The following is a 19,852-nucleotide window of genomic DNA, read 5'->3' on the forward strand; positions in this document are numbered from 1 at the left end:
CTCAACCCGCGTTGTCCGACCGACACCGCGCGTCGGTAACCTGACTGCTCGTCTCGCCCACGCGCTCGATCACTCTCAGAGAGGAGCCTTGTGCCCGCGCAGTCCAGCCCGCACGCGCTCCGGCCAACCACTCCGCTGTCGACGTCGCTGCAGGCCGTGGCGGACCTCACCGGTGCCACGTCGGTGCCCCCGGCGTCCGCCGAGGTGATGGTCACCGGCATCGAGCAACGATCCAACGCGGTGCGCGCCGGAGACCTGTTCGCCGCGCTCCCCGGCGCGAACTCGCACGGCGCCCGATTCGCCGCCGACGCGATCGCGAACGGCGCGGTCGCCGTGTTCACCGATGCCGCGGGCGCCGAGCTGATCGGTGACGTCGCGGTGCCTGTGCTGGTGCGCGAGCAGCCCCGTGCGGTACTCGGCGAGCTGTCCGCCGAAATCTACGGCCACCCCAGCGATCGGCTGCGCATCGTCGGCATCACCGGCACCTCGGGTAAGACGACCACTTCGTATCTGGTGGAAGCCGGTCTGGCCGCGGCCGGACTGTCCACCGGGCTGATCGGCACCATCGAAACGCGGATCGGCGGGCAGCGGGTGCCGAGTGCGCTCACCACGCCCGAGGCGCCGCAGCTGCACGCGATGTTCGCCGCGATGGTCGAGCAGGGTGTCGACGCGGTCGTGATGGAGGTGTCGAGCCACGCGCTCGCGCTGGGCCGGGTCGACGGCGTGCGGTTCGCGGTCGGCGCGTTCACCAACCTGTCGCAGGACCATCTCGACTTCCACAAGGACTTCGAGGACTACTTCGCCGCGAAACGTCGGCTGTTCGACGCGGATTCGCCGGTTGCCGCGCGCACCGCGGTGATCTGCGTCGACGACGAATGGGGCACCCGCCTGGCCGGTGATCTGGTCGAGCCGGTCACCGTGTCGACCACCGGCGCGGCGACCTGGCAGGTCAGCGGTGACATCAAGACCACCGGTGGCGAGCAGGAATTCACCGCTGCCGGACCCGACGGCGAACTGACGGTGTCCCTGCGCCTGCCCGGCCGCTACAACGTCGCCAACGCGCTGCTGGCCGTCGCCACGTGCGCCGCGGCAGGCGTCGATCCGGCGATCGCAGCTCCGGCGCTGGCCGTCGTGGACGTGCCGGGCCGGATGCAGCGCGTCGAGCGCGGCCAGGACTTCCTCGCCGTCGTCGACTACGCGCACAAGCCCGCCGCCATCGAGTCCGTGGTCACCACCCTGCGCGGCCACCTCGTCGAAGCGGGTACGGGCAGGCTGGCTGTCGTGCTCGGCGCCGGTGGCGACCGTGACGTGGCCAAACGCCCGCTCATGGGCGCCGCGGCGGCCCGCGCCGACCTGGTGATCGTCACCGACGACAACCCACGCACCGAGGACCCGGCGGCCATCAGGTCCGCCGTGGTGGCCGGTGCGCACGAACTCCCGGCCACCGACCGCGGCGAGATCCGTGAGATCGGTGACCGCGCGGCGGCCATCGCCGCGGCCATCGCCTGGGCGCGCGCGGGCGATGTGGTGCTCGTCGCGGGCAAGGGCCACGAGGCGGGCCAGGAGATCAAGGGCGTCAAGCATCCCTTCGACGACCGCGAGGTGGTCGCGGCGGCGCTGGATGCCCTGCGGATACGACACAGTCCGCACACGGACTCGGAGGACTTGACAGTTTCATGATCGAGATGACACTGCGGGAGATCGCGGACGTCGTCGGCGGCGAGCTGCACGACGTACCCGACCCCCAGGCACTGGTGACCGGTTCGGTCGAATTCGATTCGCGCCGAATCGGTTCCGGCGATCTGTTCCTCGCCCTACCCGGCGCCAACTCCGACGGACACGACTTCGCCGCGAAGGCGGTCGCCGCCGGGGCGGTCGCGGTACTCGCTGCCCGCCCGGTCGGCGTGCCCGCCATTGTGGTGGCCCCCGACCTCGGTGCGGTTCCGGGGACGTCGGTGGCGCTGAGCCACGATGACAGCGTCGGTTCCGGCGCGGCCGTGCTGGCCGCGCTGGCCGAGCTGGCGCGGGTCAGCACCGAGAGGCTGGCCGAGCGCACCGGTCTCACCGTCATCGGCGTCACCGGGTCCTCCGGCAAGACCTCGACCAAGGATCTGCTGGCCGCCGTGCTGGCGCCGCTGGGTTCGGTCATCGCCCCGCCCGGCTCGTTCAACAGCGAACTCGGCCACCCGTGGACGGCTCTGCGCGCCGGCCTGGACACCAAGTTCCTCGCGCTCGAACTGTCGGCTCGCGGTGTCGGCCACATCGCCGCCGCGGCCCGCATCGCGCCGCCGCGGATCGGTGTCGTGCTCAATGTCGGCACCGCCCATCTCGGCGAATTCGGTAGCCGCGAGGCGATCGCGCAAGCCAAGGGCGAGCTCGTCGAGGCACTGCCCGCCGAGGGGCTGGCCGTGCTCAACGCCGACGACCCCAATGTCGCGGCCATGGCGTCGCGAACCAAGGCGCGCGTCGTGAAGGTCGGCCTGTCCGGTGACGCCGACATCCGCGCCACCGACGTGGTCACCGACGACCAGGCCCGCGCCCACTTCACCCTGCGCGTGGGCGGCGAATCGATCCCGGTGCGACTCGCTGTGCACGGCGAACACCAGGTCGGCAACGCCCTGGCCGCCGCTGCCGTCGCTCTCGAATGCGGCGCCGATCTGGCCACCGTCGCCCAGGCGCTGTCCGGCGCCACCGCGGCCTCGGTCCGCCGGATGGACGTGACCACCACCCCCGCGGGCGTCACCGTGATCAACGACTCCTACAACGCCAACCCCGACTCGGTGCGCGCGGCGCTCAAAGCGCTGGTCACCCTGGCGAAATCGGCCGACGAGCCCCGGCGCAGCTGGGCCGTGCTCGGTGAAATGGGCGAACTCGGCGACACCTCGGTGATCGAACACGACGCGATCGGACGCCTGGCCGTGCGCCTCGACGTCGACCGGTTGATCGTGGTCGGCACCGGACGACCCTCCCACGGCATGCACCAGGGAGCGGTGATGGAAGGCTCATGGGGCGAGGAATCGATCCTCGTTCCCGATATCGACGCGGCGATCGCGCTGCTCGACGACGAGATCGCCGCAGGCGATGTGGTACTGGTCAAGGCGTCGAAGGCGGTGGGCCTGTGGGCCGTCGCCGAGCACCTGACCGGGGCAGCGGAAGGTAATACAGCTCGATGAGGCAAATTCTGTTCGCGGCGGGGATCGCACTGGCGGTGTCGATCCTGCTGACGCCGTTGCTGGTTCGGGTGTTCGCCAGACAGGGCTTCGGCCAGGAGATCCGGGTCGACGGCCCGGCCAGTCACCAGGCCAAGCGCGGCACCCCGACCATGGGCGGTGTCGCGATCCTGATCGGCATGTGGGCGGGTTATCTCGGCTCGCACCTGATCGGCATCGGCTACGACGCGGAGGGCCCGACGGCGTCGGGTCTGCTCGTGCTCGGGCTCACCACCGCGCTCGGCGTCGTCGGTTTCCTCGACGACTTCATCAAGCTGCGCAAGCAGCGCAACCTCGGGCTCTCGGCCGCGGGCAAGTACATCGGGCAGACCGCCGCGGCGGTCATCTTCGCGGTGCTGGCCCTGCAGTTCCGCAGCACCGACGGGCTCAGCCCCGCCAGCAAGCACCTGTCGTACGTGCGCGACTGGAACACGGTGTCGATGGGCGCGATCATCTTCGTCGTCTGGGTGCTGTTCCTGGTCGTGGCCTGGTCCAACGCGGTCAACCTGACCGACGGCCTCGACGGTCTCGCGGCCGGTTCGATGAGCCTGCTGCTCGGCGCGTACGTGATCATCACCTTCTGGCAGTACCGCAACTCCTGCTCCACCAGCCCCGAAGCCGGGTGCTACAACGTGCGTGACCCGCTGGACCTGGCCTTGGTCTGTGCCGCCGCGGCCGCCGCGTGTATCGGATTCCTGTGGTGGAACGCCGCGCCCGCGCGAATCTTCATGGGCGACACCGGTTCGCTGGCACTCGGCGGCCTGATCGCCGGTCTGTCGATCACCACCCGCACCGAGCTGCTGATGGCCGTGATCGGCGCGCTGTTCGTCGCCGAGGCGGCATCGGTCATGCTGCAGGTGGCGGTGTACCGCACCACGCGCAATCGGTTGTTCAAGATGGCGCCGTTCCACCATCACTTCGAGTTGAGTAAGTGGGCCGAAACCACGGTGATCATCCGGTTCTGGATTTTGGCGGGCATCTCCGCCGCAGTGGGCCTCGGCCTGTTCTACAGCGAATATCTGTCACAGGTCGGGTGAGTAGAGACATGGTCGAACACTCGCCCCGCGCCCTGCGTTCCCCGGGCCCCATGCTCGAATTCCTGCGTGGCCGTGACGTTCTCGTCGCCGGCTGGGGCGTCTCCGGGCGCTCGCTGATCGAACCGCTGCGCGATATCGGCGCCCACCCCGTCGTCACCGACAACGGCGCGAAGGCGCTCGCCGAGGCCGCCGAACTCGGCCTCGAGATCGCCACCAGCGTCGAACTCGAAAGCGCCGACCTGAGCCGGTTCGCGCTCGTGATCACCAGCCCGGGCTGGCGGCCGGATTCGCCGGTGCTGGTCTCGGCGGTCACCGAGGGCGTGCCCGTCTGGGGCGACGTCGAATTCGCCTGGTGGGTCGATCAGGCCCGCATCTACGGCCCGGTCCGCAAATGGCTGGTGATCACCGGCACCAACGGCAAGACCACCACCACCCAGATGACGCACTCGATCCTGCGCGCCGCCGGCATCTCCAGCGTGGCCTGCGGCAATATCGGCCTGCCGATCCTGGACGCACTGCGCCGCAACCCCGGCCCGCAGGTTCTCGCCGTCGAGCTGTCCTCGTTCCAGCTGCACTGGGCGCCGTCGGTGCGGCCCGAGGCGGGCGTCGTGCTCAATGTCGCCGAGGATCACCTGGACTGGCACGGCGGTCTCGATGCCTACGCCGCCGCGAAGGCCCGCGCGCTGACCGGTCGTGTCGGCGTCGTCGGCCTCGACGACCCGGTCGCCGGCGCACTGGCCCGCAAGGCCAAGGCGCGGCGCACCGTCGGCTTCCGGATCGGTGTCCCCGCCGACGGTGAGCTGGGTGTGGTCGACGGCAAGCTCCTCGACCGCGCCTTCACCAAGGCCGCGATCCTCGCCGAGACCAGCGACATCAGCCCGCCGGGACCCGCGGGCATCGCCGACGCGCTGGCCGCGTCCGCGCTGACCAGGGCCATCGACGTGGCGCCGCAGTTCGTCAAGGAAGGTCTCGCCGAGCACAAGGTGGGCCCGCACCGCACCGCGTTCGTACGCGAACTCGGCGGTGTGGAGTTCATCGACGACTCCAAGGCCACCAACCCGCACGCCGCGCGCGCCGCGATCATGGCGCACCCGCAGGTGGTCTGGGTGGCGGGCGGTCTGCTCAAGGGCGCAAGTGTCGACGATCTGATCGAAGAGATCGGTGACCGGCTGGTCGGCGCGGTGCTGTTCGGGGCCGACGCGCCGGTGATCGCCGCCGCGATGACGCGACACGCACCCGAAGTCCCGGTCATCGAGCTGGATGCGGGAGACGATGCAGACATGGAGTCGTCGAGATCGCAGCGAGCCGAGGCGGTCATGGGCCGCGCGGTGCGCGCCGCGGCGGGTCTGGCTCGCGCCGGAGACACTGTCCTGCTCGCGCCCGCGGCCGCTTCCCTCGACATGTACGACGACTACACCCATCGCGGACGCTGTTTCGTGGATGCGGTGACGGCACTGGAAGATGGTGACATCGGGCGGGCGCTGTGACGAAGGCGCGCCCGGCCGAACAGTCACCGCCCAAGAGGGGGCAGCGTGGTTAAGAGCCGGGGCAGCGTGGACGACAGCCGGGTCGGTAAGGGCCAGGCGGGCGCGAGTACTCGCCGGAAGAGTTCGGGGCAGCCGAATTGGGCGGGGGAGCGCTTCGGCGCGTGGTTGGCCCGGCCGCTCGCGTCGTTCCATCTGATCGTCACCATCGCGACCCTGCTCACCGTCCTGGGTCTGGTGATGGTGCTGTCGGCGTCGAGCGTCGAGGCCTACGCCGGTGGTGGTTCGGCCTACGCATTGTTCATCCAGCAGGCCATGTTCGCCGGGCTCGGTGCCATCGCCTTCTATGTGGCGTTGCGGTTGCCGCTGCGGTTCCTGCGCCAGTGGTCGTTCCCGATCTTCAGCATCTCGGTGCTCGCGTTGGTGCTGGTGCTCATCCCGGGCATCGGCTCGATCCACGGCGGCGCGCGACGCTGGTTCGACATCGGCCCGCTGTCGATCCAGCCCTCCGAGGTCGTCAAGGTGACCCTGATCGTGTGGGGTGCGCATCTGCTCGCCTCGCGCCGGGGCGCCCAGCTCAAGGACATCCTGGTGCCGCTGGTGCCCGCCGGTCTGCTGGTGTGCCTGCTGGTGGTGCTCGAGCCGAACCTGTCGACCACCATCGCCCTCGGCATCGTGCTGATGGCGCTGCTGTGGTTCGGCGGGCTGCCGGCGCGACTGTTCGTCGGGATCATGGTGACCGGCCTGGTCGCCGCTTCCGTGCTGGCACTCTCGGCCGGGTACCGCTCCGACCGTGTGCGCGCGTTCTTCAATCCCGGTGACGATCCGCAGGGGGTCAACTACCAGGCGCGTCAAGCCAAGTACTCCCTCGCCGACGGCGGTATCTGGGGCCGCGGCCTCGGGCAGAGCCGCGCGAAGTGGAGCTACCTGCCCAACTCGCACAACGACTTCATCTTCGCCATCATCGGCGAGGAACTCGGCTTCCTGGGCTGCATGCTGGTCTTGGCGCTGCTCGCCCTGTTCGTCTACGCGGGTATCCGCATCGCACTGCGCTCGGTCGACCCGTTCCTGCGCCTGCTCACCGCTACCGCCACCACCTGGATCACCGCGCAGGCGCTGATCAACATCGGCTATGTCGTCGGGCTGCTGCCGGTGACCGGTCTGCAGTTGCCGCTCGTCTCGGCCGGTGGTTCGTCGCTGGCGATCACGCTGTTCATGTTCGGCATCATCGCCAGCGCCGCCCGGCACGAACCCGAAGCGGTGTCGGCGTTGAAGGCAGGTCAGGACGGCAGGCTCAGCAGGCTGCTCCGACTACCGGTGCCCGAGCTGTACACCCCGCCGGCGCCACGCAAAGTCGCGCCGCGCGCCCGCACCGAACGACCACGTCAGGCCCCTCGCCGCCAGCCGCCCGCCGACCGCAGGCGACGGGTGCCGGAAAGCCGCGGCACGAGTTCGCTACGGTCGACAAGAGCATGGGAGCCGACCTACCCGATGCCACACCGCCCGGTGAAACGGCGGACCGGCGGAGGCGGCGGCGCATGACCACGCAGGCTTTCGCGAGATCGAATTCGATACAGAGAGAACGAGGTAGATCCAGGTGAGTAACCCGCGATCCGGGTTGTCGGTGATCGTCGCAGGCGGAGGAACCGCAGGCCACATCGAACCCGCGCTGGCTGTCGCCGACGCGCTGCGCAGACTCGACGACTCGATCCGGGTGACCGCCTTGGGTACCGAGCGTGGACTCGAGACGAAACTGGTGCCCGAACGTGGGTACCCCCTGGAGCTGATCCCGCCGGTGCCGTTGCCGCGCAAGCCCTCCGCCGACCTGCTGCGGCTGCCCGGCCGGGTGCTCGCCTCGGTCAAGGCGACCAGGGCGGTGATCGACGACGTGCAGGCCGACGTGATCATCGGGTTCGGCGGCTACGTCGCGCTGCCCGCGTATCTCGCCGCGCGCGGCGGGCTGTTCGGTCGCAAGCGCAAGGTGCCGGTGATCGTGCACGAGGCCAACGCGAAGGCCGGTATCGCCAACAAGGTCGGCGCGAAACTCGCGGCGAAAGTGCTCGCCGCCGTTCCGGATTCCGGACTGGCGGGCGCGCAGGTCGTCGGCATTCCGGTGCGTGCGTCCATCACCGAACTCGACCGGGCGGCCTTGCGCGCGGAAGCTCGCGCGCACTTCGGCCTGCCCGCCGAGGGGCCGGTGCTGCTGGTGTTCGGTGGTTCGCAGGGTGCGCGCAGCCTCAACGAGGCAGTCTCCGGCGCCGCACCGCAACTCGCGGCCGCGGGCGTCTCGGTGCTGCACGCGCACGGCCCCAAGAACAGCGTCGAGGTGAGCACCGCCGACGCGCCCGCCCCCTATGTGGCGGTGCCCTACCTGTCGCGGATGGACCTGGCCTACGCCGCCGCCGACGCGGTGGTGTGCCGATCCGGTGCGATGACCGTGGCCGAGGTGTCGGCGGTCGGCCTGCCCGCCTTCTACGTACCGCTGCCGCACGGCAACGGTGAACAGGAATTCAACGCCCGACCAGTGGTCGCGCACGGTGGTGGCACAATTGTGGCCGACGCCGAGCTGACCCCGAAATACGTGATCGATGAGGTGATTCCGCTGCTGCTCGACCCCGCTCGACTCGCGCAGATGAGCCGCGCCGCCGCAGGCGCAGGCCATCGCGACGCTGCCGACACGGTGGCCAGGATCGTCACCGAGGTCGCCCGATGAGCGAGCCGGACCAGCAGATCGGGGAGTCCGCGGGCGCGGCACTGCCACCCGAACTCGAACGCGTGCACATGGTCGGCATCGGCGGTGCGGGCATGTCCGGTATCGCGCGCATCCTGCTCTCGCGCGGGGGCAAGGTCTCCGGCTCCGATGCCCGCGAGAGCCGTGGCGTGCTGTCGCTGCGGGCCCGTGGCGCCGAGGTGCGCATCGGGCACGCCGCCGACGCGCTCGACCTGCTGCCCGGCGGCCCGACGGTCGTGGTCACCACCTACGCCGCCATTCCGAAGACCAATCCCGAACTGGTCGAAGCGAATCGGCGCGACATCCCCGTGCTGATGCGCCCGACCGTGCTCGCCGCGCTGATGCGCGGGCACAGGACCCTGCTGGTCTCGGGCACCCACGGCAAGACCTCGACTACCTCGATGCTCATCGTCACGCTGCAGCACTGCGGTGCCGACCCGTCGTTCGCGGTCGGTGGAGAGCTCAACGAGGCGGGCACCAACGCCCACCACGGCAGCGGTGACATCTTCGTCGCCGAAGCCGACGAGTCCGACGGCTCACTGCTGCAATACGACCCGGACGTCGCGGTGGTCACCAATATCGAATCCGACCATCTGGACTACTTCGGCACCGACGAGGCCTACATCCAGGTCTTCGACGACTTCGCCGACCGGCTCGCCCCCGGCGGCCTGCTGGTGGTGTGTCTCGACGATCCCGGTTCGCTCGCCTTGGCCCAGCGCGTCGCACCGCGCATGGCCGAACGCGGGATCGAGGTCCTCGGTTACGGATCGGGCGATCTCGATGACGCGCCCGTGCCCGTCGGCGCGCGGCTGCTCGACTGGCAGCCTCGCGATGTCGGCGGCATCGTGGAGTTCCAGCTCGACGGCGAGACGATCCCGCGGTCGTTGCGCCTGTCGGTGCCCGGCAGGCACATGGCCCTCAACGCGCTGGCCGCGCTGCTCGCCGCCCGTGCCACCGGCGCCGACATCGACGAGATCGTGCAGGGTCTGGAGGGATTCGGCGGCGTGCACCGCCGGTTCCAGTTCACCGGCCGGGAGAACGGGGTGCGCGTCTTCGACGATTACGCCCACCACCCCACCGAGGTCCGTGCGGTGCTGGAAGCCGCCGCGCAACTGGTCGCCCAGGAAGCGCGGGACGGCGCTCGCCCGCAGCGCGGCCGGGTGATCGTGGTGTTCCAGCCGCATCTGTACAGCCGCACCGCCACTTTCGCCACGGAGTTCGGCACCGCGTTGAGCCTGGCCGACGAGGTGGTCGTCCTCGACGTCTACGGCGCGAGGGAAGACCCGCTGCCCGGCGTCAACGGCGCGCTGGTCGCCCAGTCGGTGACCACACCCGTGCACTACCAGCCGGATATGTCCAAGGTCGGCAAGCAGGTTGCCGCGCTCGCGGGCGACGGTGACGTCGTGATCACCATGGGCGCGGGCGATGTGACGATGCTCGGCAGCCAGATCCTCGACGGCCTGCGGGCCAGGCCGCAGCAGGGCGGCCGGTGAGATTGCCGATGCCCGCCGCGCGCGGGTGGCACGGCTACCGTCTCTGGACGGTGGTCGGGGTGGTCGTGGTGAGTTTGCTGGTGGTGCTGGCCTGGTTCACCCCGGCGTTGTCGGTGCGCACGGTACGCATCGACGGGCTGACGGCGGTACCGGAGGCCGACGTGCGTGGTCGGCTCGAAATTCCGGACGGGCGTTCGATGTTACGGATCGATACCACCGCGATCGCCCAGCGCGTCGCTGCGATCCCGAAGGTACGTTCGGTCCGGGTGCAGCGTAAATTCCCCTCGACAGTGCTGGTCACCGTCGTGGAGCGAACACCGGTGGTGTACTTCGACGCTCCGGACGGCGCCCATCTGGTCGACGCCGAGAGCGTCGAATTCGCGATCGAGCCCGAACCACCCATCGGGGTGCCGAAACTGCTCACCGAGGGCTCGTTCACCGGGCTGGCGGCGGCCAGGGCTGCGGTGGATGTGCTGGTCACCCTGCCACCCGCCTTGTCGGTGCAGGTGGGCGAGGTTGTCGCACGGTCGATTTCGGACGTCTCGCTGAGCCTTCGTGATGGCAGGAAGGTAGTGTGGGGCGGCACGGGCGACGGTGAGCGCAAAGCTGCTGTCGTGTTGCCACTACTGACCCGTGAGGGGACCGTGTTCGACGTTTCGAGTCCGAATCTGGCCACGGTAAAGTGAGCGACATTCTTTGTGGCACAAGATTCTGGCTCTCATCTCGGCGCGCCTGCGCCGGGATCGCAGTGGCTGCGAATAGCGTTCCGCAGCAGTCGGATACTTGACATAACGCCAACCCTATGGTTGAGGTTGAGGGTTTAAGATCGAAGGAAGGCGAGAGCCCATGACGCCCCCGCACAACTACCTTGCAGTGATCAAGGTCGTCGGTATCGGCGGCGGCGGCGTGAACGCCGTCAACCGAATGATCGAACAGGGACTCAAGGGAGTCGAGTTCATCGCGGTCAATACCGACGCGCAAGCCCTGCTGATGAGTGATGCCGACGTCAAACTCGATGTCGGTCGTGAGCTCACCCGAGGCCTCGGTGCCGGAGCCGATCCGGAAGTCGGCCGCAAGGCCGCAGAGGACCACAAGGACGAGATCGAAGAGGTGCTCAAGGGCGCCGACATGGTCTTCGTCACGGCGGGCGAGGGTGGTGGCACCGGTACCGGTGGCGCCCCTGTCGTCGCCAGCATCGCCCGCAAGTTGGGCGCCCTGACTATAGGGGTCGTCACCCGGCCGTTCTCCTTCGAAGGAAAACGGCGCGGGAACCAGGCCGAAGTAGGGATCAACCTGCTTCGCGAGTCGTGCGACACCCTCATCGTCATTCCGAACGACCGGTTGCTGCAGCTGGGCGACGCCGCGGTGAGTCTGATGGACGCCTTCCGCTCCGCGGATGAGGTGCTACTCAACGGTGTTCAGGGTATTACCGACCTGATCACCACCCCCGGCCTGATCAACGTCGACTTCGCCGACGTCAAGAGCGTGATGTCGGGTGCCGGCTCGGCACTCATGGGCATCGGCTCGGCGCGGGGCGAGGGTCGTTCGGTGAAGGCGGCCGAGACGGCGATCAACTCGCCGCTGCTCGAAGCCTCCATGGACGGCGCGCACGGTGTGCTGCTCTCGATCGCGGGCGGTTCCGACCTCGGGCTGTTCGAGATCAACGAGGCGGCCTCGCTGGTGCAGGAGGCGGCCCACATCGAGGCCAACATCATCTTCGGTACGGTCATCGACGATTCGCTCGGCGACGAGGTGCGGGTCACCGTCATCGCCGCGGGATTCGACGGTGGCGGCCCGTCTCGGCGGAGTTCGGAGCCCAGCGCGGTCACGACCAGCCGGACCGGGACGAACCCGATCGGTTCCGGCCGCGCGGGGGAGATCGGCCAGGGACGTCCGTCGGAGGCGCCGTCACGTCCCACCGAGCCCGCCACGGCCGGGGTGTCCGGTGGCCGGGCCGCCGCGCCGAACTACCGCGATACCGAGCGGTACCGGGAGTCGGAACGTCAGCGGGTCACCGAACGCGCGATGAACCAGGTCAACAACCCGGAAGTGCGCGAAGGCGACGACGACGACGAGATCAACGTCCCGGACTTCATGCGTCGGTAAGCGTTCGCAGACACGAAAAAGCGCCCGAACTCCTGTCGAGTTCGGGCGCTTTCGCGTGGTGGGAGGGGATCAGCCCTTGGCGCTGCCGAGGCAGTAAGTGATCTTCGGATCATTGACCACGAGCACCTGGTCGGCGTCCTCGCCGCACAGCTGCTCGTCGACCTGACCGTCGACGCGGGTGACGACCTTGAAGCTGGCGTCGGACGCGGTGCACGGCACGAACTTGTAGCCGGTCATCATGCCCTCGTTGTAGCAGCTGCCCTCCTTGAAATTCGGGGCCAGACAGAGGAACGCGACCGTACCGCCGCTGCCGAAGGTCTCCTCGTAGGACGTGTAGTCCTCGTGGCACTCGACCTTCTTGTCGTGGACCTGCACGACCTGGTAGACGGCGTTCTCGGCCGAGCACGGGACCGGCTCGGTCTTGGAGTCGATCACCGACGCCGAGATCACGTTGATGCACTCACCGACCTTCGAACGGGCGGTGTCGGACTTGCTCGCGTCCTTGGCGACCTCGGTGACCTTGTCGACGGCCGAGCAACTCGCGGCACCGAGTGCCGCGACCGCCAGCAGTGCGAGCGAGAACCGCGAAACCATTCCCTTGCCGGTGAACGTCATGCGAACCTTCTTTCTGCAGAACCTCACCGCGGACCCTTCGGCGGTGTAGGCCCCGATCACCCAACCTCACCCGGCGCCGGCGAGCATCCGGGAAACCACGGTAATTCCGCCGCGGTGGCACCGTTATGCTCTGATCCGGCCGTCCACGGCCGATCTCGCCAGTGAGGTACGGAGTGTCATGTTCGAACGCGCATTCGTCGGCCGCACCGCCGAACTCGCCGCGCTGACCACGACTTTCACCGGCCCGGACGCGCCCTGGTTGCTGCTGGTCGACGGACCGGCCGGAATCGGCAAGTCCCGCTTGATCGCCGAGTTCGTCGGCGCGGCCCGCTGCCGGGTCCTGGTGGTCACCAGCGCCGAGGACGCCCAGTCGCAGCCGCACTATCTCGCCGATGACATCGTCGAACAGGTGGGCGGGGGCGCGGGCGATGCGTCCGTGGCGGCACCGAAGGACTCGGGAGTGACGCCGGATTCACGCGACCATGCCGACCTGGTTCGCCACGTGCGGCGTGCGCTCGGCGCGGTCGAGACCCTGCTCGTTGTCGACGACGCGCAGTGGGCAGACCTGGAATCGGTGCGGCTGCTGGCCTTTCTGATCCGGAACCGGCCCGCGCGAGGATTCCGCCTGCTGCTCTCCTTCCGCGACGGCGGTTGCCCACCGTCGATCGCCCGATCGGTGCGCGCGCCGCAGGTGCGGACGGTGCACGTGCGGGTTCCACCGTTCACCGAGGCCGATGTCGACGGGTTGCTGCCGGGGGAGGACCCGGGTCGGCGGGCCAGATTGTTCGCCGCGTCCCATGGCAATCCGCTGTACCTGACGCTGCTCGCCGATCTGCCCGACCGCGAATTGGACCGGGCATTGCACGGGGAGGAACCCGACCCCGCGTCGAACGATTTCGCGGCGCTGGACCGGACGATCCGCGCCGAACTGGCCCAGCTTCCGGATACCGAGCGGCTCGTGGCGCAGGCCGTCGCGGTGTGCGGACTGCCCCCTGACCTCGAACTGTTGTGCTCGACGGCCGATCTCGCGGAGGGTGCGGTGGTCGCGGCGGTGGATGGGCTGGTTCGGCGCGGAGTGGTCAGCATCGGCGACGGCGCGGTGACGTTCGCGCATCCGCTGATTCGCACGGCCGCCTACCGGCTGTCCGGCCACGGCTGGCGAGCGATGGCGCACCGCAGGGCCGCGCTCGCACTGCGCGCACGCGGTGCGTCGATGCCCTCGCGCGCACGTCATCTCGAGCACACGCTCCTCGGCGCCGACGAGATCGCGGGCGCGGAACTGCGACTGGCCGCCGAACAGGTGCTCGCCGACGCCCCGGCGGCGAGCGCCCGCTGGCTTTCGGCCGCCGTGCGGATCGCGCCCGCGACCGACGACCCGCTCGCCGACGCCTTGGCGCTGGGCCGGGCGCAATTGCTGTCCGGTGCGGCCGCACACGCGGTGGAGACCCTCGAACCGGCTGCCGCGACCACGGGTCGGCACCAGTTGGAGGCGCTGCTGCTGTCGGCCCGTTGCGCGCGCATGCTCGGTCGCATCGACCAGGCGCGCACGCTGCTCGCGCACGGTGCGACGCTGCCGCGCCGCCCGGGCGACGGACCGGTGCAACTGGAACTCGCGATCCTGGAAATGCAGGACCGCCAGGACTCCGAGGGCCAGGCCCGCCTCACCGCGCTGTTCGACTCCGACGCCATCGACGACCCGGCCGTCCGCGCCGCCGCGACGGCCCTGCGCTGTCTCGGTCTCCTGGCCGACGCGCGCATCGCCGAGGCCGCCCAGCTCTACGACCCCTGTGGCCGAGCGTTCGGCGTGCTCACCGACACAGTCCTGCGTGAAGTGGTCCACGCCGCCCCCGCGTTCGGCTGGTGCGCGTACTTCCTCGACCGCGACGCCGACGGTCTGCACCACCTGGACCGCGCGATCGCGGTGAGCCGCCGCTTCGGCCGCACCTACGCTCTCGCCGAGCTCCACACGGTCCGCGCCTACTCGCTGGCCAAACTCGGCCGTCTCCACGACGCCATCGCCGCCGCCGATGAAGCCACCGACGCCGCGACCACCTTCGGCTATCCCGACCTGCTCTCCTTCGCGGGCGCGCTGAAACTGCGCACTCTCCAACTGACGGCCCCGCCGGCGGCGGTAACCACCCAGTGGCACACCGTTTCCGCGCTCGCGCGCCCCACCGTGCGCTGGTGGCGCCAGGTTGTGGAGACAACCCTCACCGAAGTCGCCCGCACCCTGGATCTGCCCGCCTGCGCACCCCCACCCCCGAACGGCCGCCCCGGCCCGCTCACCCCGACGCACCTGTCCAGGGCCGCCCGCGCCGCGATAGCCACCGGCGACCTCACCGCCGCCGCGGACCTGATCACGCGTGCCGAAGCGGCCGCCGCGGCGACCAGGCACGCCGTCCACCTCGGCGAGCATTCCGTCGCGACCGTGCAGATCACCCCGGGCGGTGACCTCGGCAGTCAGGTGGGCGCGGCCGCGCTGGCGCGGGCCGACTACGCCGCGACCACGGGCGAGCTGGCCGTCGCGGCAGCGGCTGCCGAGATAGCGGTCGCGGCGTTCGCGCGTGCCGGAATGGTGGTGAACCGGGCACAGGCCGAGTTGATCGCCGGTGTCGTCGCGGGCAGAGGTGGTGATTTCGGTCGCGCGACCAGTCGATTCGCCTCCGCACGCGCGGTCTTCCTCGCCACCGGTGCCACCCGGCTGCTCGACGAGGTGACCACCGAACAACGTCGTCTCGCAGGCGCCCAGCGGGTCGGCCACCCGGCCGCGCTGACCAGGCGCGAACGCGAAGTCGCCGACCTGGCCGCCAACGGCCACACCAACAAGGCCATCGCCGAGCACCTCTGCCTCAGCCCCCGCACCGTCGAAGACCACCTCAGCCGAGTGCTGCGCAAACTGGGTCTGGCCGGCCGCGCGGGCATCGCGCGCAAACTCGGCGAGCTCGACATCGCGGAGTCCACCGCGTGACCGGGCGCGCGTTCATCGCCGTAGCGGTCGACGGCGGCGGTCCGTTCGGTGCGGTCGGGCACCTGTCCGCCCTGTCGTTTCGGGCTTGACCGACGTCACTACGCGCGATGACCGCCCGACCCGGTGACCGCACTACGCTCGAACACATGACTTCCGCACCTCCTACCGTGACCGTTCGCCGGGTGACCACCACCCGCGCCGGTGGCTTCTCCGCCGCGCCCTACGACTCGTTCAACCTGGGTGACCACGTCGGTGACGATCCGGAAGCTGTGCGCCGTAACAGGATTCGGCTGGCCGAGGGCATCGGCCTCACTCCCGACCGGCTGGTGTGGATGGAGCAGGTGCACGGGCGCACCGTCGAGATCGTCGACGGACCGCGCGCCGAACCGGTGCCGGTGACCGACGCGCTGGTCACGACCGTGCCGGGCCTGGCGCTGGTGGTGCTCACCGCCGACTGCGTGCCGATCCTGCTCTCCGACGACGAGGCCGGCGTCATCGCCGCCGTGCACGCGGGCCGCATCGGCGCCCGGATCGGCATCGTGCCGCGCGTGCTGGAGGCGATGGTGTCGGTCGGCGCCCGCGTCGACCGCATCGGCGCTTTCCTCGGCCCCGCCGCCTCGGGCCGCCAGTACGAGGTCCCCGCCGCGATGCGCGCCGACGTCGAAGCGCACCTGCCCGGCAGCGCGACCACCACCGTCCGGAAAACCCCCGGCCTCGACCTGCGCGCGGGTATCCGCCGCCAGCTCACCGAAGCCGGTGTCGCCGGAATCGCCGTTGACCCACGGTGCACCATCGAGGACAAAACCCTGTTCAGCCACCGTCGCGGCGCCCCCACCGGCCGCATCGCCGGCGTGATCTGGATGGACCCCGCCGCATGACGACGGATACCGCCACAGACCGCACCGCGGAGCTCTCGGCCCGCCTCGACGGCTTGCTCGCGCGCGTAGACGCCGCCGTCGAAGCCGCGCGACGGCCGGCGGGTTCGGTCCGCTTGCTCCCGGTGACCAAGTTCTTCCCCGCCACCGATGTCGCCATCCTGCACGCGCTCGGCCGCCGTGAATTCGGCGAGTCGCGCGAGCAGGAAGCCTCGGCGAAGGTCGAGAAGCTGGGCTACGACGATGTCGAATGGCACATGATCGGCCGTTTACAACGCAACAAGGCGCGCTCGGTCGCGCGATGGGCGCACACCGTGGCCTCGGTTGACAGCGAACGTCTGGCAAACGCCCTGGACAGGGCTGCGCAGGACGCGCTCGCAGCCGGCGAGCGTATCGCGCCGCTGCGGGTGCTGCTACAGGTGAGCCTCGACGCCGACCCCGGACGCGGGGGTGTCGCACCGGCCGATCTGCTCGCCCTGGCCGACCTGGTAGCGAAGGCGCCCGGGCTGCATCTGGCCGGTCTGATGGCGATTCCGCCCCTTGACGCCCCGAGTGATGTGTCGTTTGCGAATCTTGCGACATTGCACACTTCGCTGCTCGCGCAACACGCCGAAGCCACCGAGCTTTCTGCAGGTATGTCGGGTGATTTGGAGATTGCGGTCGAACACGGTTCGACGTGTGTGCGTGTCGGAACCGCCCTGATGGGCGCGCGACCGATAACCTCGGCGTAGCAAAGAAACCTCACCAGTCACATTCGACACATACGATTGGGCTGAAGAGGCGCTGAGCAAGAACTTCAACACCCGGCCGCCACCGGGGCCGAAGGAAGGTCGACCAGATGAGTACCCTGCATAAGTTCAAGGCGTACTTCGGCATGGTTCCGCTCGATGAGTACGAAGACGACTACGTCGACGATCATGCCCCTCGCGGCGTCGAGGAGCGCGCGGGTCGCGTTCGTCCGCGCAGCTACGACCGTTATGCCGAAGACCGCTACGGCGCCGACCGTTTCGAGGACGAGGCCGACGACTTCCCGCAGCCGGCGTACAAGTCGGCCTACCAGGCGCGTCGCGACGACTATGTCGCCGACACCTACGCCGACGATCGCTACGAGACGCCGCGTCGCCCCACCAGGATCGAAACGGCGCCGTCGTCGGGCCGGTCCTTCCGGGCAGGCGGTGTCGCACCCGGTATGCGCGGCTCCACTCGTGGTGCGCTCGCGGTCGATCCCGACGCCGAGGAGCGCAGGCTGGAGGAGCGCTTGCGCCCCGAGCCCGCCCCCGCGCGGCGTCCTGGGATCTTCGAGGACGGAGGTCCCTTGTCCAAGATCACCACGCTGCGTCCGCGCGATTACAGCGAGGCCAGGATCATCGGTGAACGGTTCCGCGAAGGGAATCCGGTCATCATGGACCTGGTCGACCTGAGCAATGCCGATGCCAAAAGGCTGGTCGATTTCGCGGCCGGACTCGCTTTCGCGCTGCGTGGTTCGTTCGACAAGGTGGCGACGAAGGTGTTCCTGCTCTCACCGGCCGATGTCGACGTATCAGCGGAAGAACGCCGCCGCATCGCCGAAAACGGCTTCTACAACCAGAAATAGAGAACGCACACCGGATACCGAGATGGCCGCCCGCGCACTGCGCGGCGCGGCCATTTTGCACCATGCCGATTTTGCGGCAGAGTGAAGCCGTGGCCCTGTTCGCGGTTCTGTACCTCGTGCTTTTCATCTTCTGGCTGTTGCTCATCAGTCGGGTGATCGTCGAGTTCATTCGCAGTTTCGCGCGCGACTGGCGCCCGACCGGTGTGGTGGTGATCGTCCTCGAGGTGATCTTCACCGTTACCGACCCCCCGGTGAAACTGCTGAGGCGGTTGATACCTCCTGTGAATCTTGGGGGGATTCGTCTCGATCTTTCGATAATGGTCCTGCTCTTCCTCGTCTTCATCCTGATGTCGATCGTGGGTAGGCTCGGTCAGCCCGTGACCTCCGTGTGACACAATGAATCGAGAAGACCGCTTGCTAGTTCTCCAAAAGACGCGTGAAGGGATCCTTCGATGCCGCTGACTCCTGCCGATGTGCACAACGTCGCGTTCAGCAAACCGCCGATCGGTAAGCGCGGCTACAACGAGGACGAGGTCGATGCCTTCCTGGATCTCGTCGAACAGGAGCTTTCGCGCCTGATCGAGGAGAACGCCGACCTGCGTCAGCGGGTCGCCGAACTCGACACCGAGCTGGCCGACGCCAAGAAGAACCGTGGTCCTGCCCCGGTCAGCGCCGTGAAGGCGCCCGTGCAGCAGGCACCTCCTCCCGCGCCGGAACCTGTTCCGCAGCCGGTTCCCGTCGCGCCGCCCGCTCCGATGCCCGTCGCGGCGCCGGCGCAGAACAACGGCCCGGACGCGAACATGCAGGCCGCGAAGGTGCTCACCCTGGCGCAGGAGATGGCCGACCGCCTGACCACCGACGCCAAGACCGAGGCCGAGGGGCTGCTCTCGAACGCGCGAGCAAACTCCGAGCGACTGGTCGGCGACGCCCGCACCCGTTCGGAAGCGATGATCGCCGACGCGCGTCAGAAGTCCGACGCGATGCTGGCCGACGCGCAGAACCGCTCCGACACCCAGATCCGGCAGGCCAAGGACAAGGCAGAGGCGCTCACCGCCGACGCCGAGCGTCAGCACGCCGAGATCATGGCCACGATCACTCAGCAGCGCACGGTGCTGGAAAGCCGCATCGAGCAGCTGAAGACCTTCGAGCGCGAGTACCGCGTGCGCCTGAAGTCCTACCTGGAATCGCAGCTGGAAGAGCTCGAGAACCGTGGGTCGGCCGTGCCGGTCGACGGCGGCGAGTTCGCGGGCGAAACCAACGGTTCGGCCAACAGTCTGGCTCCGGCTTCCTTCGCCAAGGGCGGCAAGTAAACTGGTTCCCGAGTCGCGCGACGCAGCGCGTCGCGTGATTCGGGAATGCCCAGTTATCGTCGGGCTGCTCGGTTGGCTTGGGAGTCACCATGCTCGTCTTGACGCTTGTTCTAGCGGCGATCGGCTTCGGACTGCTCGTCGCGGCGCTCGCCACCGGTTCGGTGGTGTGGGCGTGGGGATGCATTCTGATCTGCGTAGTCGGTGCCGCGAGTTTGCTCGTGAGCGCGCTGGCCACCCGAAAACCCGAGAGCGAACCGGCCTCACCCGGCCGACACGCCCGGCGGAACTGAACGGGCGCGGAATATCCACTGGACGCGCCCGGTTAGAATCGAACTACACATAGCGCTGATCCGGCTATCACCGGGGAGCTTTCGGAAGAACGGCGCGCAGCGCTCAGTAGAACCGAACGGGTGAGCCCGTCACAGCTCAC

The 19,852-nt window shown here is 69.1% G+C and carries 17 protein-coding genes; 16 read left to right on the plus strand and 1 reads right to left on the minus strand.

What is annotated here, in order from left to right:
• The first annotated feature begins 90 nt into the window (after positions 1-90).
• From ACFULV_RS24395 to ftsZ, 9 genes are all read left to right on the plus strand, one after another.
• Positions 91-1,680, plus strand: coding sequence for a UDP-N-acetylmuramoyl-L-alanyl-D-glutamate--2,6-diaminopimelate ligase (locus ACFULV_RS24395; protein ID WP_378660477.1), 1,590 nt, complete (start codon positions 91-93; stop codon positions 1,678-1,680).
• Positions 1,677-3,173 carry a UDP-N-acetylmuramoyl-tripeptide--D-alanyl-D-alanine ligase gene (gene murF / locus ACFULV_RS24400; protein WP_378660479.1) on the plus strand — a complete coding sequence of 499 codons (1,497 nt, stop codon included), beginning with the start codon at positions 1,677-1,679 and terminating at the stop codon, positions 3,171-3,173. The genes ACFULV_RS24395 and murF overlap by 4 nt, the downstream gene beginning before the upstream one ends.
• Entirely contained in the window at positions 3,170-4,246 is a 1,077-nt protein-coding gene (gene mraY, locus ACFULV_RS24405) for a phospho-N-acetylmuramoyl-pentapeptide-transferase (RefSeq protein WP_101463569.1), read from the plus strand. Before murF ends, mraY begins: the two co-directional genes overlap by 4 nt.
• 50 nt (positions 4,247-4,296) lie before the next feature.
• Complete coding sequence (gene murD / locus ACFULV_RS24410; RefSeq protein WP_378636836.1) at positions 4,297-5,733, plus strand: UDP-N-acetylmuramoyl-L-alanine--D-glutamate ligase; 1,437 nt, start codon at positions 4,297-4,299, stop codon at positions 5,731-5,733.
• 45 nt (positions 5,734-5,778) lie between these two features.
• On the plus strand, positions 5,779-7,272 hold the full coding sequence (gene ftsW / locus ACFULV_RS24415) for a putative lipid II flippase FtsW (RefSeq protein WP_378636688.1): 1,494 nt from the start codon (positions 5,779-5,781) through the stop codon (positions 7,270-7,272).
• A 55-nt stretch (positions 7,273-7,327) separates the two neighbouring features.
• Positions 7,328-8,443 (plus strand): undecaprenyldiphospho-muramoylpentapeptide beta-N-acetylglucosaminyltransferase, encoded by a 1,116-nt coding sequence (murG, locus tag ACFULV_RS24420; RefSeq protein ID WP_378660481.1) that lies wholly within the window; start codon positions 7,328-7,330, stop codon positions 8,441-8,443.
• Entirely contained in the window at positions 8,440-9,954 is a 1,515-nt protein-coding gene (gene murC / locus ACFULV_RS24425) for a UDP-N-acetylmuramate--L-alanine ligase (RefSeq protein WP_378660484.1), read from the plus strand. The genes murG and murC overlap by 4 nt, the downstream gene beginning before the upstream one ends.
• A gap of 8 nt (positions 9,955-9,962) precedes the next feature.
• Positions 9,963-10,640, plus strand: a complete 678-nt coding sequence (locus tag ACFULV_RS24430) for a cell division protein FtsQ/DivIB (RefSeq protein ID WP_378660583.1) — start codon at positions 9,963-9,965, stop codon at positions 10,638-10,640.
• Positions 10,641-10,800: 160 nt separating this feature from the next.
• Complete coding sequence (ftsZ, locus tag ACFULV_RS24435) at positions 10,801-12,060, plus strand: cell division protein FtsZ (RefSeq protein ID WP_378636693.1); 1,260 nt, start codon at positions 10,801-10,803, stop codon at positions 12,058-12,060.
• A gap of 69 nt (positions 12,061-12,129) precedes the next feature.
• Here the strand turns inward: ftsZ and ACFULV_RS24440 are convergent, their stop codons facing one another.
• Positions 12,130-12,675, minus strand: coding sequence for a hypothetical protein (locus ACFULV_RS24440; protein ID WP_378636696.1), 546 nt, complete (start codon positions 12,673-12,675; stop codon positions 12,130-12,132).
• Between the two features lie 178 nt (positions 12,676-12,853).
• On the opposite strand from ACFULV_RS24440, the gene ACFULV_RS24445 reads away from it, so the two are divergent.
• The 7 genes from ACFULV_RS24445 to ACFULV_RS24475 all read left to right on the plus strand — a co-directional run bounded on the left by ACFULV_RS24445 (position 12,854) and on the right by ACFULV_RS24475 (position 19,712).
• On the plus strand, positions 12,854-15,643 hold the full coding sequence (locus tag ACFULV_RS24445; RefSeq protein WP_378660487.1) for an AAA family ATPase: 2,790 nt from the start codon (positions 12,854-12,856) through the stop codon (positions 15,641-15,643).
• A 146-nt stretch (positions 15,644-15,789) separates the two neighbouring features.
• Positions 15,790-16,521, plus strand: coding sequence for a peptidoglycan editing factor PgeF (gene pgeF, locus ACFULV_RS24450; RefSeq protein ID WP_378660489.1), 732 nt, complete (start codon positions 15,790-15,792; stop codon positions 16,519-16,521).
• The gene (locus ACFULV_RS24455) at positions 16,518-17,249 is read left to right on the plus strand and encodes a YggS family pyridoxal phosphate-dependent enzyme (RefSeq protein ID WP_378660492.1); all 732 of its coding nucleotides are present in this window, start codon (positions 16,518-16,520) and stop codon (positions 17,247-17,249) included. Before pgeF ends, ACFULV_RS24455 begins: the two co-directional genes overlap by 4 nt.
• Positions 17,250-17,356: 107 nt before the next feature.
• Positions 17,357-18,112, plus strand: coding sequence for a cell division protein SepF (locus ACFULV_RS24460; RefSeq protein ID WP_378636706.1), 756 nt, complete (start codon positions 17,357-17,359; stop codon positions 18,110-18,112).
• 89 nt (positions 18,113-18,201) lie between these two features.
• Positions 18,202-18,504 carry a YggT family protein gene (locus ACFULV_RS24465; RefSeq protein ID WP_056816435.1) on the plus strand — a complete coding sequence of 101 codons (303 nt, stop codon included), beginning with the start codon at positions 18,202-18,204 and terminating at the stop codon, positions 18,502-18,504.
• Positions 18,505-18,564: 60 nt separating this feature from the next.
• Positions 18,565-19,422 carry a DivIVA domain-containing protein gene (locus ACFULV_RS24470; RefSeq protein WP_101463560.1) on the plus strand — a complete coding sequence of 286 codons (858 nt, stop codon included), beginning with the start codon at positions 18,565-18,567 and terminating at the stop codon, positions 19,420-19,422.
• A gap of 89 nt (positions 19,423-19,511) precedes the next feature.
• Positions 19,512-19,712 (plus strand): hypothetical protein, encoded by a 201-nt coding sequence (locus ACFULV_RS24475; RefSeq protein WP_378636709.1) that lies wholly within the window; start codon positions 19,512-19,514, stop codon positions 19,710-19,712.
• Positions 19,713-19,852 lie beyond the last annotated feature (140 nt).

Origin of the sequence: Nocardia sp. NPDC057272 (genome assembly GCF_042668615.1) — a bacterium.
Taxonomy (GTDB): domain Bacteria; phylum Actinomycetota; class Actinomycetes; order Mycobacteriales; family Mycobacteriaceae; genus Nocardia.

What these genes read in the sequence shown, in the direction of transcription:
- murD (WP_378636836.1), top strand. Translation starts at nt 4,297, where the DNA reads ATGCTCGAATTCCTGCGTGGCCGTGACGTTCTCGTCGCCGGCTGGGGC.
- ACFULV_RS24430 (WP_378660583.1), top strand. Translation starts at nt 9,963, where the DNA reads ATGCCCGCCGCGCGCGGGTGGCACGGCTACCGTCTCTGGACGGTGGTC.
- ACFULV_RS24455 (WP_378660492.1), top strand. Translation starts at nt 16,518, where the DNA reads ATGACGACGGATACCGCCACAGACCGCACCGCGGAGCTCTCGGCCCGC.
- mraY (WP_101463569.1), top strand. Translation starts at nt 3,170, where the DNA reads ATGAGGCAAATTCTGTTCGCGGCGGGGATCGCACTGGCGGTGTCGATC.
- ACFULV_RS24470 (WP_101463560.1), top strand. Translation starts at nt 18,565, where the DNA reads ATGCCGCTGACTCCTGCCGATGTGCACAACGTCGCGTTCAGCAAACCG.
- ACFULV_RS24445 (WP_378660487.1), top strand. Translation starts at nt 12,854, where the DNA reads ATGTTCGAACGCGCATTCGTCGGCCGCACCGCCGAACTCGCCGCGCTG.
- ACFULV_RS24475 (WP_378636709.1), top strand. Translation starts at nt 19,512, where the DNA reads ATGCTCGTCTTGACGCTTGTTCTAGCGGCGATCGGCTTCGGACTGCTC.
- ACFULV_RS24460 (WP_378636706.1), top strand. Translation starts at nt 17,357, where the DNA reads ATGAGTACCCTGCATAAGTTCAAGGCGTACTTCGGCATGGTTCCGCTC.
- ACFULV_RS24440 (WP_378636696.1), bottom strand. Translation starts at nt 12,675, where the DNA reads ATGACGTTCACCGGCAAGGGAATGGTTTCGCGGTTCTCGCTCGCACTG.
- ftsZ (WP_378636693.1), top strand. Translation starts at nt 10,801, where the DNA reads ATGACGCCCCCGCACAACTACCTTGCAGTGATCAAGGTCGTCGGTATC.
- murF (WP_378660479.1), top strand. Translation starts at nt 1,677, where the DNA reads ATGATCGAGATGACACTGCGGGAGATCGCGGACGTCGTCGGCGGCGAG.
- murC (WP_378660484.1), top strand. Translation starts at nt 8,440, where the DNA reads ATGAGCGAGCCGGACCAGCAGATCGGGGAGTCCGCGGGCGCGGCACTG.
- pgeF (WP_378660489.1), top strand. Translation starts at nt 15,790, where the DNA reads ATGACTTCCGCACCTCCTACCGTGACCGTTCGCCGGGTGACCACCACC.